The 14,699-nt window shown below is 65.2% G+C and carries 14 protein-coding genes; 9 read left to right on the top strand and 5 right to left on the bottom strand.

Annotated elements, in window-relative coordinates; all coding sequences use genetic code 11:
- Positions 1 to 9 precede the first annotated feature (9 nt).
- The 3 genes from QTI66_RS18615 to QTI66_RS18605 all read right to left on the bottom strand — a co-directional run bounded on the left by QTI66_RS18615 (position 10) and on the right by QTI66_RS18605 (position 3,195).
- Positions 10 to 498, bottom strand: coding sequence for a tripartite tricarboxylate transporter TctB family protein (locus tag QTI66_RS18615; RefSeq protein WP_286561316.1), 489 nt, complete (start codon positions 496 to 498; stop codon positions 10 to 12).
- A 151-nt stretch (positions 499 to 649) separates the two neighbouring features.
- Complete coding sequence (gene tfpB, locus QTI66_RS18610) at positions 650 to 2,452, bottom strand: type IV pilus assembly ATPase TfpB (RefSeq protein WP_286561315.1); 1,803 nt, start codon at positions 2,450 to 2,452, stop codon at positions 650 to 652.
- Positions 2,449 to 3,195 carry a class I SAM-dependent methyltransferase gene (locus QTI66_RS18605; RefSeq protein ID WP_286561314.1) on the bottom strand — a complete coding sequence of 249 codons (747 nt, stop codon included), beginning with the start codon at positions 3,193 to 3,195 and terminating at the stop codon, positions 2,449 to 2,451. The genes tfpB and QTI66_RS18605 overlap by 4 nt, the downstream gene beginning before the upstream one ends.
- A 247-nt stretch (positions 3,196 to 3,442) precedes the next feature.
- Between QTI66_RS18605 and QTI66_RS18600 the strand changes: the two genes are divergently transcribed.
- Complete coding sequence (locus QTI66_RS18600) at positions 3,443 to 4,273, top strand: mechanosensitive ion channel family protein (protein WP_286561313.1); 831 nt, start codon at positions 3,443 to 3,445, stop codon at positions 4,271 to 4,273.
- Positions 4,274 to 4,350: 77 nt separating this feature from the next.
- Here QTI66_RS18600 and QTI66_RS18595 read toward each other — a convergent pair whose 3' ends face one another.
- On the bottom strand, positions 4,351 to 4,746 hold the full coding sequence (locus tag QTI66_RS18595) for a hypothetical protein (RefSeq protein WP_286561312.1): 396 nt from the start codon (positions 4,744 to 4,746) through the stop codon (positions 4,351 to 4,353).
- A 126-nt stretch (positions 4,747 to 4,872) separates the two neighbouring features.
- On the bottom strand, positions 4,873 to 5,733 hold the full coding sequence (locus QTI66_RS18590; protein WP_286561514.1) for a TatD family hydrolase: 861 nt from the start codon (positions 5,731 to 5,733) through the stop codon (positions 4,873 to 4,875).
- Between the two features lie 91 nt (positions 5,734 to 5,824).
- Here QTI66_RS18590 and QTI66_RS18585 point away from each other — a divergent pair, with 91 nt between their 5' ends.
- The 8 genes from QTI66_RS18585 (at position 5,825) to QTI66_RS18550 (ending at position 14,679) form a co-directional block, all read left to right on the top strand.
- Positions 5,825 to 6,823: a S1C family serine protease gene (locus QTI66_RS18585; RefSeq protein WP_286561311.1), complete on the top strand. Its 999-nt coding sequence runs from the start codon at positions 5,825 to 5,827 to the stop codon at positions 6,821 to 6,823.
- 38 nt (positions 6,824 to 6,861) lie between these two features.
- Positions 6,862 to 7,878: an AAA family ATPase gene (locus QTI66_RS18580; RefSeq protein ID WP_286561310.1), complete on the top strand. Its 1,017-nt coding sequence runs from the start codon at positions 6,862 to 6,864 to the stop codon at positions 7,876 to 7,878.
- A complete protein-coding gene (locus QTI66_RS18575; RefSeq protein WP_286561309.1) occupies positions 7,859 to 8,851 on the top strand; it encodes a DUF58 domain-containing protein in 993 nt (330 codons plus the stop codon). The genes QTI66_RS18580 and QTI66_RS18575 overlap by 20 nt, the downstream gene beginning before the upstream one ends.
- The gene (locus QTI66_RS18570) at positions 8,848 to 9,888 is read left to right on the top strand and encodes a VWA domain-containing protein (protein ID WP_286561308.1); all 1,041 of its coding nucleotides are present in this window, start codon (positions 8,848 to 8,850) and stop codon (positions 9,886 to 9,888) included. Before QTI66_RS18575 ends, QTI66_RS18570 begins: the two co-directional genes overlap by 4 nt.
- Before the next feature lie 67 nt (positions 9,889 to 9,955).
- On the top strand, positions 9,956 to 10,714 hold the full coding sequence (locus QTI66_RS18565) for an SDR family NAD(P)-dependent oxidoreductase (RefSeq protein WP_286561307.1): 759 nt from the start codon (positions 9,956 to 9,958) through the stop codon (positions 10,712 to 10,714).
- Positions 10,715 to 10,901: 187 nt separating this feature from the next.
- A complete protein-coding gene (locus QTI66_RS18560; protein ID WP_286561306.1) occupies positions 10,902 to 12,017 on the top strand; it encodes a TRAP transporter substrate-binding protein in 1,116 nt (371 codons plus the stop codon).
- 77 nt (positions 12,018 to 12,094) lie between these two features.
- On the top strand, positions 12,095 to 12,715 hold the full coding sequence (locus tag QTI66_RS18555; RefSeq protein ID WP_286561305.1) for a TRAP transporter small permease subunit: 621 nt from the start codon (positions 12,095 to 12,097) through the stop codon (positions 12,713 to 12,715).
- Complete coding sequence (locus QTI66_RS18550; protein WP_286561304.1) at positions 12,712 to 14,679, top strand: TRAP transporter large permease; 1,968 nt, start codon at positions 12,712 to 12,714, stop codon at positions 14,677 to 14,679. Before QTI66_RS18555 ends, QTI66_RS18550 begins: the two co-directional genes overlap by 4 nt.
- Positions 14,680 to 14,699: the final 20 nt, after the last annotated feature.

Genomic DNA, 14,699 nt, shown 5'->3' with positions numbered 1-14,699 from the left:
TGCTTTGCCTCAACCCGTGATGAAGGTGGGCCAGACCTGGATCTGGAGCTTGAGTGCCCAGATGAAAGCCACGTAGCTGCCAATGGCCAGCACGGTTGCCAGGATCAGCACGTCGCGAAGGTGGAACTCGCTGCCGGCCAGGCTGGAGATGATCACCAGCGCATAGATCCCGATGATCAGGCCCATCGCCGGTATGCCCACGCTGGGCAAGCCGCCCAGCAGGAAGCCGAACGCAAGGTTGGCACCCAGGATGTAGACCACCTGCTTCCAGGCCCACTTTCCGATGGGTTCGCCGTCAGCCGTTTCCACGCTCATGGCAGTGAACATGATGACGATGCCGATCACGGCCATCACGATGCCCAGCCACAGCGGGAAGTACCCTGGACCCATGCGCGCGCCATTGCCAACGCTGTAGGTGGTAGCACCCCAGGCGAAAGCAACTCCCGTAGCGGCGAACATGAGGCCCGCGAAAAAGTCTCTCTGACTTTTGATTTTCACGAACAGTCTCCTCGAAAATTTCGACCCTGAAATTTTGCTGTCCACAGGAGCCGGAATCGATGTGGATTCCACCTAGCGCGCAGCCAGGGTTATCCCTTGCAGCCAAGGAGCTGTTCACACTTTTGCCGAAGAAAGTGTGAACAGGTTCAAGCTATTCGAGCGGCGGTGTCGCGCTCAGCACTTCTTCCATCGTGGTGAGGCCTTCGGCCACGCGCAGCGCACCGGCCAAGCGCAGCGGCCGCATGCCATCAACCACCGCTTGCCGTCGCAGGTTCGCAATGTCCGGCTCCTTGTTGACCAGCGTCTTGAAGGCCTCGCTGAGCGTGAGCAGTTCATACAGGCCCATGCGTCCGCGGTAGCCCGTCATGCGGCAGTCCACACAGCCCACCGGCTTGTATGCGCGAACCGCGCCGGAGATCTTCCAGGGCTTGACGAATTCGTCCAGATGCTCGCGCGTGATCGATTCGTCCGGCTGCTTGCAATGCGTGCACAAGGTGCGCACCAGCCGCTGCGCCAGCACACCGAGCATCACCGCGTTGATGAGGTACGAGGGCACGCCCAGTTCCATCATGCGCGTGATGGCGCTCGGCGCGTCGTTGGTGTGCAGCGTGCTGAACACCAGGTGGCCCGTGAGCGCGGACTGCACCGCCATCTCGGCCGTGGCGAGGTCGCGGATTTCGCCGACCATGATGATGTCCGGGTCCTGCCGCATCAACGCGCGCAGGCCTTCGATGAAACCGAAGTCCAGCTGCGGCTGCACCTGCGTCTGGTTGAACGAGGGCTCGATCATTTCGATCGGGTCCTCGATGGTGCTGACGTTGACTTCTTCGGTGGCCACGCGTTTGAGCGTGGAGTAAAGCGTCGTCGTCTTGCCCGAGCCGGTGGGTCCGGTGACCAGCACGATGCCGTGCGGCCGCGTGACCAGCTGCTCCCAGCGCTTGGCGTCATGCTGCGCAAAGCCCAGCTCGTCGAGGTTCTTGACCGTGGTGTCGGGGTCGAAGATACGCATCACCATCTTCTCGCCGAAGGCGGTGGGCAGCGTCGACAGCCGCATTTCGATTTCGTCGCCGCGCATGTTGCGCGTTTTGATGCGGCCGTCCAGCGGGCGGCGCTTTTCGACCACGTCCATGCGCCCCAGCAGCTTGATGCGCGCGACCATCGCGTTCATCACGCCCATGGGCATCTGGTAGGCCGGATGCAGCACGCCGTCGATGCGAAAGCGGATCACGCCCTGCTCCCGCCGCGGCTCCAGGTGGATGTCGCTGGCACGCTGGTCGAACGCGTATTGCCAGAGCCAGTCGACCACCTGCACCACGCTCTGGTCGTTGGCGTCGAGTTGCTTGTTGGTCTTGCCGAGCTCCACCAGTTGCTCGAAGCTGGCCGCGCTGCTCGCGCCGCCCGACTTCTGCGCCGCGCGCACCGACTTGGCCAGCGCAAAGAACTCCGCTGTGTAGCGGTGGATGTCGCTCGGGTTGGCGACCACGCGGCGCACCGATCGGCGTGCCTGCCGCTCGACCTCGCCCACCCAGTCGGTGACGAAGGGCTCGCAGGTCGCGACCACGACTTCGGTGGGCGTGACCTGCACCGGCAGCACCTTGTGCCGCTCGGCATAGGCCGCGCTCATGGTGTCGGCCACCTTGCCCACGTCGACCTTGAGCGGGTCGATGCGCAAGTAGGTGAGCCCGGAGCGGCCCGCCAGCCATTGCGTCAGCATTTCGAGGTCCAGCGGCTTGCCGTCGCTCTGGCGCGTCATGGCGACACTGGCCAGGCGCACCAGCGGCTGCTGGCGGCTCTCGACCTGCGCGCAGCGTGCGATGGTGCGCTTGGCCTCTTCCGCCGATATCACGCCATCCAGCGCCAGCCATTCAATGGTGCGCCGCAGCTCGAGCGGACCTTCATGGCGGGCAGGTGCCGCTGCCGGCACGGGTGAAACGGAACGGGGAGTGACGCTCATGGACTGTGGGGTTTGAACACCCGCAGCCATTTGGTCGCGGGCAGGGCCCATCGAGTCTGGATGGTTTGCGCGCGGTCGGCAAGCGCGGCGCGCGTCGGGCGCGTCGGCTCGCGCTGCGCCAGCACCACCGTGTTGCCTTCACGCGTCGGCCTGAAGGCCCAGACCGCCTTCTCGCCGTAGGCCGCAACGATTTTCTCCAGGCTGCTTTCATAGCTCGACGAGCGGCCGAAGAGGTTCACCGTCATGCAACCGTCCTCAGTGAGCAGTGCGCGGCAGTCGCGATAGAAGTCCTCGGTATCCAGCACGGGCGCGGCGGCCTCATGGTCATACAGATCGACCTGCAGCGCATCGACGCTGCCCTGCCACTCGGGCTTGCGAATTTCCACGGCCGCATCGGCCGTGACCACGCTCAGCTTGGCATCGTCGGGCGGCAGCTTGAACCAGCCCCGGCACGCGGCCAGCACCTGCGGGTTGAGTTCCACCGCCGTGGTGCGCATGCGCAGCTGCTTGCGCGTGAACTTGGTCAGTGCGGCGGCGCCCAGGCCAAGTTGCATGGCGTGCCGGTTCATCACGCTGGACGGTTCCACGAACAAGAGCCACGCCATCATGCGCTGCACGTATTCGAGCTGGATCTCGAAGGGCGCCTTGAGCTTCATGGAGCCCTGAACCCATTCGGTGCCCAGATGCAGATAGCGGATGTCACCCCAATCGGAGAAATTGACTTCGGGCAGGGAGGGCGTCATGGAATTTGGTGGTTGCTACGCTATTGATAGCGCGCAGACCCCGCCAGCAGCGGGTTTGCGGGCTTCGTAGCTCAAAAAATACTGCGTGCGCACAGACACGGACGCACATAATACCGCTGCCTCGCCATCCATCGGCGCGAGGTCTGTGAGGCCGGCCTGCCACGTCGCCCTGACGCGATGCCGCCCTTGTCATTCAACGCATATGCCGTCGCGTGTCCCCTCGCGCCGGCACAGTGAGGAGAGAAGAATGAATACGGAAGCGATCTGGATATTCCTGAGCACGCAAGGCGCAGACTTCGGCCTGAAAGTCCTTGGCGCGTTGGCCGCATGGATCATTGGCCGCTGGCTGATCGGTATTGCGCAGCGCCTCGTGGCCAAGGCCATTGCGGCGGGCCAGCGGATGGACCCCACGCTGAGCAAGTACCTCGTCTCGATCCTTGGCGTGGTGCTCACCATATTGCTGATCCTGTCGATCCTGGACATGTTCGGCGTTCGCACCACTTCCTTTGCCGCGTTGCTGGCGGGTGCGGGCCTCGCCATCGGCACGGCTTGGGGCGGATTGCTCACGCACTTTGCGGCCGGCGTCTTCCTGCAGGTGTTGCGGCCCTACCGGGTTGGTGACTTCGTCACGCTCGCCGGCCTCACGGGAACGGTGAAGGAACTCGGCCTGTTCGGCACAACCATCATCACGCCCGACAACACCACCACGCTCATCGGCAACAACAAGGTGCTTTCCGACAGCATCCAGAACTTCAGCCAACTGCCTTTCCGGCGCGTCGAGACCACGGCGAAGCTGGCCAACGGCGTGGACGTTACCAAGGCCATCGAACTGCTCAAGGCTGAACTGGCCACGATTCCCAACGTCTCGACCGAGCAGCCGCCCGATGTGGAGATCCTGCAGTTCACGCCGGAGGGTCCGCTCCTGGCGGTGCGCCCCTACACGCACACCGACCACTACTGGCAGGTGTACTTCGACACGCACCGCGCGGTCGTCAAGACCTTCGGCGCGGCCGGCTTCCCTACGCCGGAGACGCCCATTTCCTATCGCACCGCCGGCGCGCAGGCTGCCAACGCCTGAACGGAGCCCCTTCGCGGCCTGAACGAAAAAACCCGCCTTGCGGCGGGTTTGTGCTGCAACTGGAAACTGTTGCGACATCACTCCTTGGGAGCAGGCGGCAGCTTTTCGCCGATCTTGTTGCCCACGTTGCGGGTCGCATCGCCCGCCGCCGTGGCGCCCTTGTCGATCGCGTTGCCCGTGGCGTCCACCGCCTTGGTGGTGCCCTTCTTGGTGGCATCCCAGCCCTTCTTGGTGGTCTTCTTGGTCGAGTTCCAAGCCTTCTTGGTGCCGCTCTTGGTCGCGTCGTAAGCCTTTTCGGTGTCCTTCTTGGTGGCGTCCCAGGCCTTTTCGGCAGCGTTCGGCTGAGCCGCCGGTGTAGCCGCCGGTGTGGCTGCTGGTGTGGCTGCCTTGTCTTGCGCCTGTGCAGGCGCCGCAATGGCAGCCATGGCCAGTGCGATGGCAGCGGGCAGGGTGCGAATCATTGTTCGGTTCATGGTGAAAGCTCCTTTGTATGAGTTGGAGGTGACGAACTTGCCACTGTGAATCAACGGTTTCACAGGCGTAAGGATGACATCAAATCGCCCGGCGTCCAGCCCTTGACTTCAAATCAGGGCTTTGACCTACTGGCAGCGCAGGCTTCTGTCGGACACGGAGATCAGCGCCCGGAGCTTTGGCAGCGCCTCGATGGCGTTGCCAGTTGTCACATCGGCCCATTGTTGGGCGCTGCAGCCCCGCAGTTCTGCCAGCACGCCCGCGATGCGCGGCATTTCGGCCGGCTCGTTGCGGCCCTGTGGTTTTCCTGCGTCGCGCTCGGCCTGTGTCGCGTAGAGCCAGTGGGGCGGAATGTCGGGCGAATCGGTTTCCATGACGATGGCGTCCTTGGGCAGCGAAGCGGCGAGGCGGCGCAACTGCAGCGCCCGCTCGTAGGTGACGGCGCCGCCAAAGCCCAGCTTCAGCCCGAGCGACAGGCAAGCCGTGGCCTGCTGCTCGCTGCCATTGAAGGCGTGGGCGATGCCCTTCCACGCCCGCCCGCCCGCGGCGTCCCGCAAGCCCTTGAGCACCTTGTCGACCGAGCGCCGCACGTGCAGCAGCACCGGCAGGTCATGCTTGCGCGCCAGGCGCAGCTGTTGCTCGAAGATGCGCTCCTGCCGGCCCGGCACCATGCCTTCCACAAAATAGTCGAGGCCGATTTCGCCAACGGCGACCAGGCGCGGGTCGTCCCGGTGCGCGCTGAGCTGCGCGTCCAGGCGCTCGAGATCCTCGTCGCTCGCGTTGCCGCTGCACATGGGGTGGATGCCCAGGGCGTAGGCGTCGTGCTGCGCATGCGCGAGTTCACGCACCGTGTCGAAGTTGAAGGCCGCCACCGCCGGAATCACGCACAGGGTCACGCCGCTTGCCGCTGCACGTGCGCGCATCGCGGCCCTGTCGCCGTCGAACTCGGGCGCGTCGAGGTGACAGTGTGTATCGACCCAGGAAGTCATCGGCGCCATGATGCCCGAACGCATGCACAGGCGCGCAAAGCGTGCTACCGTGAAGTCTTCACGTGTCCTCTTTCCCCGCTGGAGGTGCCCGATGCGCAGGCCTGCTTTCTATAGCCGTTCGCCACGCGCGCCGCAGGATGCGGCAGCACCGGCTCGGGCTGCGCCTGAAGAGGCAGATGCCGGGGATTCGCCAGCTTCAGCGGTGCAAGCGCCCACGCCGCTTCCCGCGCGGCGCGGGCCGGGCTGGCGCAGCTTTGCCGCCCTGTGCCTCGTGTTGGCCGGCGTCGCAGGCGGTGGCGCCTGGTACTTGCCGCGGCTCATGGGCCACCAGTACACGCAGAAGGACATCGACTCGGCCGTCCTTCGCACCCTTCAGACCAACACCCTGCCCTCGCGGGCTGCGCACGCGGCCAATGTGGTGCGCCCGTCCATCGTCCAGGTGGTCGCCTACGGACCCGAAAAGCCGCCCACGCCCGCCGCCAAGCTCGAGAAGCGCGGGCGCAACATGGCACGCGGCAAGCCGCCGGACGCCGAGGAGCCGGCCAGCGAACCCGAACGGGGCGTGGGCACCGGCGTGGTGATCGTGGACAAGGGCCTCATCCTGACCAACTTCCACGTGATCGCCGGCGCCGAAAAAATCAAGGTCACCTTTGCGGACGGCCTGGAAGCCCCTGCCACCATCGTGAGCGTGCAGCCCGAGAACGACCTGGCCGTGCTGCAGGCGCAAAAGCTGCCCGACGACCTGATCCCCGCCACGATGCGCTCCACCGCCGACCTGCAACCCGGCGACGACGTGGTGGTGGTGGGCTTTCCCTTCGGCATCGGGCCGTCGGTGTCGGCCGGCGTGGTGTCGGGCCTGAAGCGCTCCTTCCGCTCGCCCGAAGGCAAGCAGGAACTGAGCAACCTGATCCAGTTCGACGCCGCCGCCAACCCGGGCAACTCGGGCGGGCCGCTGGTCAACATGGACGGCGAGGTGCTGGGCATCGTCACCGCCATCCTGAACCCCACGATGCAGCGCACCTTCATCGGGATCGGCTTCGCCATGCCGATCGAGAACGCGGCATCCGCCGCGGGCATGCCGCCCTTCTGAACCCGCATCCGCCAACCCCACCGGAAAGACCACGCAGCATGAGCACAGACGCCAACCCCTACGCACCGGCCGCCGCCACCAGCGAACTCATGGAGCAGATCCTCTACGAGGTCAAGCGCGTGGTCGTGGGGCAGGACCGCTTCCTGGAACGCGTCATGGTGGCCATGCTCGCGGGCGGGCACCTGCTGGTCGAAGGCGTGCCGGGGCTGGCCAAGACGCTCACCGTCAAGACGCTGGCGGACATCGTGCGCGGCAAGTTCAAGCGCATCCAGTTCACGCCCGACCTGGTGCCGGCGGACCTGGTGGGCACGCGCATCTACAACCAGAAGACGGGCGACTTCAGCACCTCGCTGGGCCCGGTGTTCGCCAACCTGCTGCTGGCCGACGAAATCAACCGCGCACCGGCCAAGGTGCAGAGCGCGTTGCTGGAAGTGATGCAGGAACGGCAGGTGACCATCGCCGGCGAAACGCACAAGGTGCCGCGCCCCTTCCTGGTCATGGCGACGCAAAACCCGATCGAGACCGAAGGCACCTACCCGCTGCCCGAAGCGCAGGTCGACCGCTTCATGATGAAGGTGCTGGTCGACTACCCGACCGACGAGGAAGAGTTCGTGATCGTCGAGCGCGTGATCGGCACGCCGGTCGAGGTGAACGCCATCGCCACCACCGACCAGTTGGCCGAATTGCAGGCCGAGGCGCGTCGCGTGTATGTGGATCCTTCGCTGATCCAGTACGCCGTGAAGCTGGTGTCGGCCACGCGCACGCCTGAAAAGCATGGGCTCAAGGACATGCGCCGCCACATCACTTTCGGCGCCAGCCCGCGCGCGAGCATCAACCTCACCGAAGGCGCGCGAGCCCTCGCCCTGCTGCGCGGACGCAGCTACGCGTTGCCCGAAGACATGACGGCGCTGGCACCCGACGTGCTGCGCCATCGCGTCACGCTCTCTTACGAAGGATTGTCGGAAGGACTCACGCCGGACAGCCTGATCGAACGCATCATGAAAGCCGTTCCTGCTCCCGCAAAACCACTCGAACATGAAAAGCTGGTGGCGTAGGCGCGACAGCGCCGCTAACGACGCGCTGGTGGCCGCAGATGCCGCGAGCGCCGGGGCGGAGCGCGCGCTTCGAAGGCTCGAGTGGACCGTCATCCGCCGCCTCGACGGCCTGCTGCAAGGCGACTACCGCACCCTGATGCGCGGCTCCGGCCTCGACCTGGCCGACCTGCGCGAATACCAGCACCACGACGACGTGCGCCACATCGACTGGAACGTGACGGCGCGCCTGCAGGTGCCGCACGTGCGGGTGTTCACCGAAGACCGCGAGATGGGCGCCTGGTTCGTGCTCGACCTGAGTCGATCGGTCGACTTCGGATCCGGCACACGCGCCAAGCGAGAGATCTCCGCCGGCTTTGTCGGCGTGGTCGCGCGCCTGCTGACGCGCCACGGCAACCGCGTGGGCGCGCTGGTGTACGGCAGCAAGCTCGAAGCGGTGATTCCGCCGCGCACGGGCCGCCGCCATGTGCTGCACCTGCTGCATGCCATGGAGCGCCGCGCGGAAGAAGCCAAGGGCAAGAAGGCCGAAGGCACGACGCGCCTGTCGGACCTGCTGGCCGCCGCAGGCACCCTGATCCGCCGGCGTTCCACCGTGTTCGTGGTGTCCGACTTCCTGAGCGAGCCCGGTTGGGAAAAGCCGCTGGGCCAGCTGGCGCAACGCCACGAGGTGATAGCGGTGCGCCTGTTCGACCCGCTGGAACTCAGCCTGCCCGACTTGGGCCTCGTGCCGCTCACCGATGCGGAAACGGGCGAACAGTTGTGGGTCGACACGCACGACAGCGGTTTTCGCAAGCGCTTCACGCGCATGGCCGGCGAGCGCGAGGGCGTGCTGCGCGAGTCGTTGGCGCGGGCAGGCGTGGACGCGCTGGAATTGTCAACGCAGGATGATCTGGTCGAGGCGATCGTTCGCTTCGCGGATCTGCGAAAGCGCCGCGTGCGCAACGGTTTGGCAAACGCGAGGGCGGTGGGATCATGACTTTTCTCTGGCCTCAATTTCTCTGGCTGTTGCTGGCCGTTCCGCTGCTCTTGCTGCTCTACGTCTGGCTGTTGCGACGCAAGAAGAAGCTGGCGATTCGCTACGCCAGCCTGTCGATCGTGCGCGAAGCGATGGGCGCCGGGCAGACCATGCGCCGGCACATTCCGCCTTTCCTCTTCCTGCTGGCCATGGTGGGCATGCTGGTGGCCGCGGCAAGGCCGATGGCGGTGGTGCTGCTGCCCTCCAACCAGCAAACGATCATTTTGGTGATGGACGTCTCGGGCAGCATGCGCGCCGCCGACGTGCTGCCCAACCGCCTGGCCGCCGCGCAAACGGCTGCCAAGAGCTTCATCAAGGACTTGCCCCGCACCGTGAAGGTGGGCATCGTGGCCTTTGCCGGCAGCGCGCAGGTGGCGCAACTCCCGACGGTGAACCGCGACGACCTCGTGGCCGCCATCGATGCCTTCCAGTTGCAGCGCGGCACGGCCACGGGCAATGGCTTGGTCGTGGCCCTGGCCACGCTGTTTCCCGATGCCGGCATCGACATCGACGACTTCGGCCCCAAGATGAAGCAAAAGGGCGTCGCGCTGGACCAGGCGGGCAAGAACCCGCCGAAGGAATTCGTGCCGGTGACGCCGGGCTCCTACACCTCTGCGGCCATCATCATGCTGACGGACGGACAACGCACGACCGGTGTCGATCCGCTCGACGCCGCCAAGGTGGCCGCCGACCACGGCGTTCGGGTGTACACGGTGGGCGTGGGCACGGTCGACGGCGAGACCATCGGCTTCGAGGGCTGGTCCATGCGCGTGCGGCTGGACGAAGACACGCTCAAGGCCATCGCCAACAAGACGCAGGCCGAGTACTTCTACGCGGGCACGGCGGACGACCTGAAGAAGGTGTACGACACGCTGAGCTCGCGCCTCACGGTGGAAAAGAAGGAAACCGAGATTTCGGCGCTCTTTGCGATGGCGGCTGCCGTGCTGGCGTTGCTGTCAGCCGGGCTGTCGCTGCTCTGGTTCAACCGAATCCTCTGATTGCGCCAGGAGGCCGCGCGTTTGTCGCGTGGCCGCGAGCGCATTTTCATCAACATGGAGACATCGGATGTTTGATCTGAACGGAAAGGTCGCGCTCGTCACCGGGGGCAATGGCGGGATCGGGTTGGGCATGGCGAAGGGGCTGGCGCAGGCGGGGGCGCGGGTCGTGGTGGCGGGGCGCAATGCGGAGAAGTCGGCGGCGGCGGTCGAAGCGCTCAAGGCCCTGGGCAGCGACAGCTTTGCGTTGTCGGCGGACGTCACGAACGAAGCTTCGGTCAAGGCGCTGTTCGATGAACTGGCCGAACGCTGCGGGCGGCTCGACATCCTGGTGAACAACGCGGGCGGCACGGTGCGCAAGCCCGTGGACCAGTTGTCGCTGGAGGAGTGGAACAAGGTGATGGACACCAACCTCACCAGCGCCTTCCTGTGCAGCCGCGCCGCCCATGTGCTGATGAAGCGCTCCGGCGGCGGGAAGATCATCAACATCGGCTCGATGATGTCGATCTTCGGGGCCTCCTTTGCGCCGGCCTACGGCGCCGCCAAGGGCGGCGTGGTGCAGCTCACGAAGGCCATGGCCCATTCGTGGGCGGCGGATGGCATCCAAGTCAACGCGGTGCTGCCCGGCTGGATCAAGACCGACCTGACAGACGCCGCGCGCGTGCAGGTGCCGGGCCTGAATGAGCGCGTGCTCTCGCGCACCTCGGCGGCGCGCTGGGGACAACCCGGGGACTTGGCCGGCGTGGCGGTGTTCCTCGCCAGCGCGGGCTCGGACTACATCACCGGAACGGCCATTCCGGTGGATGGCGGGTATTCGATCTCGCCCTGAATCGCCTGCGATCCGGGTCGCGGCGCGCACTGCGATCCCTTGTCTGCGCAAGGGTTAATGGCGTGGCGCCCTCTCGGACGCCACGCCATTTTTCACTGGTTCGTGAAAACCCTCTTTGTCACTAATCGTCACCTAACAAAGATGCAGTACTGGAAATTTTCCAGGCTCACAAGGATGGAGACACGCAATGACAGTGAACAAACCGACCCGCCGGCGCAACCTCCTCAAGGGCGCAGCCGTGGCGGCCGGCGCCATGTCCGCGCCAATGGTCAGCATGGCGCAGACAACGTCGCTCCGCTTCCAGAGTACGTGGCCTGCGAAAGACATCTTCCATGAGTACGCCCAGGACTTCGCCAAGAAGGTGAACGACATGGCGGGCAACCGCCTGAAGATCGAAGTGCTGCCTTCCGGGTCGGTGGTGCCGGCCTTTCAACTATTGGATGCCGTGGCCAAGGGCACGCTCGACGGCGGCCATGGTGTGGTCGCGTACTGGTATGGCAAGAACTCGGCGCTGGCGCTGTGGGGCTCGGGTCCGGGTTTCGGCATGGACGCCAACACCGTGCTCGCCTGGCACAACTACGGCGGCGGCAAGGTGCTGCTCGAAGAGATCTACAAGAGCCTGAACATGGACGTGGTGTCGTACCTCTACGGCCCGATGCCCGTGCAGCCGCTGGGCTGGTTCAAGAAGCCGGTCGCCAAGGCCGAGGAAATCAAGGGCCTGAAGTTCCGCACCGTGGGCCTGGCGGTGGACGTGTTCACCGACATGGGCGCGGCCGTGAACCCCCTGCCCGGCGGCGAGATCGTGCCGGCACTTGACCGCGGCCTGATCGATGCGGCCGAGTTCAACAACGCATCGAGCGATCGCGTGCTGGGCTTTCCGGACGTGGCCAAGAATTGCATGCTGCAAAGCTTCCACCAGTCGGGCGAGCAGTTCGAGATCCTGTTCAACAAGGGCAAGCTCAACGCGCTGCCGCCGGAGCTCAAGTCCATCATCGACTACGCGGTGCAGGCGGCCAGCGCCGACATGAGCTGGAAGGCGGTGGAGCGCAACTCGGCCGACTACGTCGAATTGAAGAAGGCCGGCATCAAGTTCTACAAGACGCCCGACGCCATCCTGCGCGCGCAATTGGCATCGTGGGACAAGACCATCGCCAAGAAGTCGGAAGAGAACCCGATGTTCAAGAAGGTGCTCGAGTCGCAGAAGGCCTTCGCGCAGCGCGCGCTGCAGTGGCAGAACGACTACACGGTCGATTTCAAGATGGCCTACAACCACTACTTCGGAAGCCAGGCGAAGAAGACCTGACACCTGCGTCGACGGCAAGGGGCACCGCCGGTGCCCCTTCTTCTTTGTCACAGGCCGCTCGCGGCCAGGACTTCCTCATGCAATCCATCCTGTTGGCGGTCGACCGTTTCTCGACCTGGGTCGGCAAGACCTTTGCCTGGTGCGCGGTGCTGCTCACCCTGCTGATCAGCTGGGAGGTGTTCTCCCGCTACGTGCTCAACCACCCGCACGCCTGGGTGCTGGACGCGCAAATCATGCTGTACGGCACGCTGTTCATGACGGCCGGCGCATACACGCTGAGCAAGAACGGCCATGTGCGCGGCGACGTGCTCTACGGCTTCTTCCAGCCGCGCACGCAGGCCATCTTCGACCTGGCGCTGTACATATTGTTCTTCCTGCCCGGCATCGTGGCGCTGACCTGGGCGGGCTGGATCTACGCGGGCGAGTCGCTCGCCATCCGCGAGCAGACCTTTTCGGCCGAGCCGCTGCCGCTCTACCCCTTCAAGTTCATCATTCCGCTGGCGGGCGTCACGCTGCTGCTGCAAGGGCTGGTGGAGATCGTGCGCTGCGTGCAATGCATCCAGACGGGGTACTGGCCCTCGCGCGAACAGGACGTGGAAGAGGTCGACGTCGAGAAGCTCAAGGAGATGGTCAACGTGCACGATGAGGACATCCGCGCACTGGACGCCGTGGTCGTCGCCAAGGAGGCCACGAAATGAACATCCGCAAGGAACTGTGGTTCGGCCTTGGCTTCATGGCCATTCTGGTGCTGGCGGCAGGGTCCATGCTGCTGCGCGCGGAGACCATCACCAACGGGCACTTGGGCTTGCTGATGCTCTCGCTCGTTGTGGTGGCGATCATGCTGGGCTTTCCCACCGCCTTCACGCTGATGGGCATGGGGATGATCTTCACCTGGTTCGCGTATGAGCGGAACACCACGCACACGCTGGACCTGATGGTGCAGGCCGCCTACAAGACGATGTCGAACGACGTGCTCATCGCCATTCCGCTCTTCGTCTTCATGGGCTACCTGGTCGAACGGGCCAACCTCATCGAGACGCTTTTCAAGAGCCTGCACCTGGCGATGGCACGGTTGCCCGGCGCGCTCGCCGTGGCCACGCTGGTCACCTGCACGATCTTCGCGACGGCCACGGGCATCGTTGGCGCCGTCGTCACGCTGATGGGCCTGCTGGCGTTGCCCGCAATGCTGCGCGCGGGCTACAGCATTCCGCTGGCGGCGGGCGCCATCACGGCGGGCGGTTGCCTGGGCATCCTGATTCCGCCGTCCGTGTTGTTGATCGTCTATGGCGCGACGGCTGGCGTGTCGGTGGTGCAGCTGTATGCGGGCGCGTTCTTTCCCGGGCTGATGCTGGCGTCGCTGTATGTGGTGTACGTGATCATCGTTGCCAAGCTCAAGCCGGCCTGGGCGCCGCCACTGTCGGCGGCCGACCGCGTCGTGACGCTGCCGCCGCTGACGCAGCGCCTGACAACCGACTCGAGCGAGCACGCGCTGACGCGGCTGGTGAGCGCGATCAAGGGCAAACGCAATGCCGATGTGCCGGTGGGCCATCTGCTACGGCAACTGGGCATCGTCCTGGTGCCGGGCGCGTTGTTTGCCCTGCTGGCCATCACGAGCTACGAAGCGGTAACGACGGTGAGCGCGCAGGAGGAATACGCGATCGAGGAGATCGGTGCGGCGCGCTCAGGCGCTGCTCAAACCGGTGGCTTGGCAGAACCACCATCCGACAGCGGCGGCTTGCAGGAACCGCCGAGCGATGGCGCATTGGCCGAGCCGCCATCTTCGGGCGGCGTGCAGGAGCCTCCTGGTGCCGGTGCGGTGCAAGAGCCACCCGGCGCAGCGAGGGTGCAGGCGCCAGCTGCATCGGCTTCCGGATCCGGCACAGCGTCATCGCAAGCCGCGACCACGCGCGACGCGCCAACCTGGTGGTGGGTCTGCTTCGCCGTGTTCGGCGCGATGGTCGCGCTCTTCTACCTGTTCCTGAGCTTCGCGCGGCTCGAGATCTTCAAGATGCTGCTCGCATCCTTTTTCCCTTTGATGCTGCTGATCCTGGCGGTGCTCGGCTCGATTGTGCTGGGGCTTGCGACGCCGACCGAAGCGGCAGCGATGGGTGCGCTCGGCGGCTTTCTGCTCGCGGCGGCCTACCGCCGGCTCACGCTGGACGTGTTGAAGGAATCGGTGTTCCTCACCGCCAAGACCTCGGCGATGGTGTGCTGGCTCTTCGTCGGCTCGGCCATCTTCTCGGCCGCCTTTGCGCTGCTGGGCGGGCAGGCGCTGGTGGAAGAGTGGGTGCTGAGCATGAACCTCACGAAGGTGCAGTTCCTCGTGCTGAGCCAGTTCATCATCTTCATCCTGGGCTGGCCACTGGAGTGGACCGAGATCATCGTGATCTTCATGCCGATCTTCATTCCGCTGCTGGACAACTTCGGCGTGGATCCGCTGTTCTTCGGATTGCTGGTGGCGCTGAACCTGCAGACCGCCTTCCTCTCGCCGCCGGTGGCAATGGCGGCCTTCTACCTGAAGGGCGTGAGCCCGCCGCATGTGACGCTGAACCAGATCTTCCTGGGCATGCTGCCTTTCATGGGCATCCAGGTGCTGGCGATCGTGCTGCTGTACATGTGGCCGCAGATCGGGTTGTGGTTGCCGCAGCTGCTTTACAAGTGATGGTGGGCGGGCGCGGCGAC

The organism is Variovorax brevis, from assembly GCF_030317105.1.
Lineage (GTDB): Bacteria > Pseudomonadota > Gammaproteobacteria > Burkholderiales > Burkholderiaceae_C > Variovorax > Variovorax brevis.
This window is presented reverse-complemented; position numbering and strand designations above follow the sequence as displayed.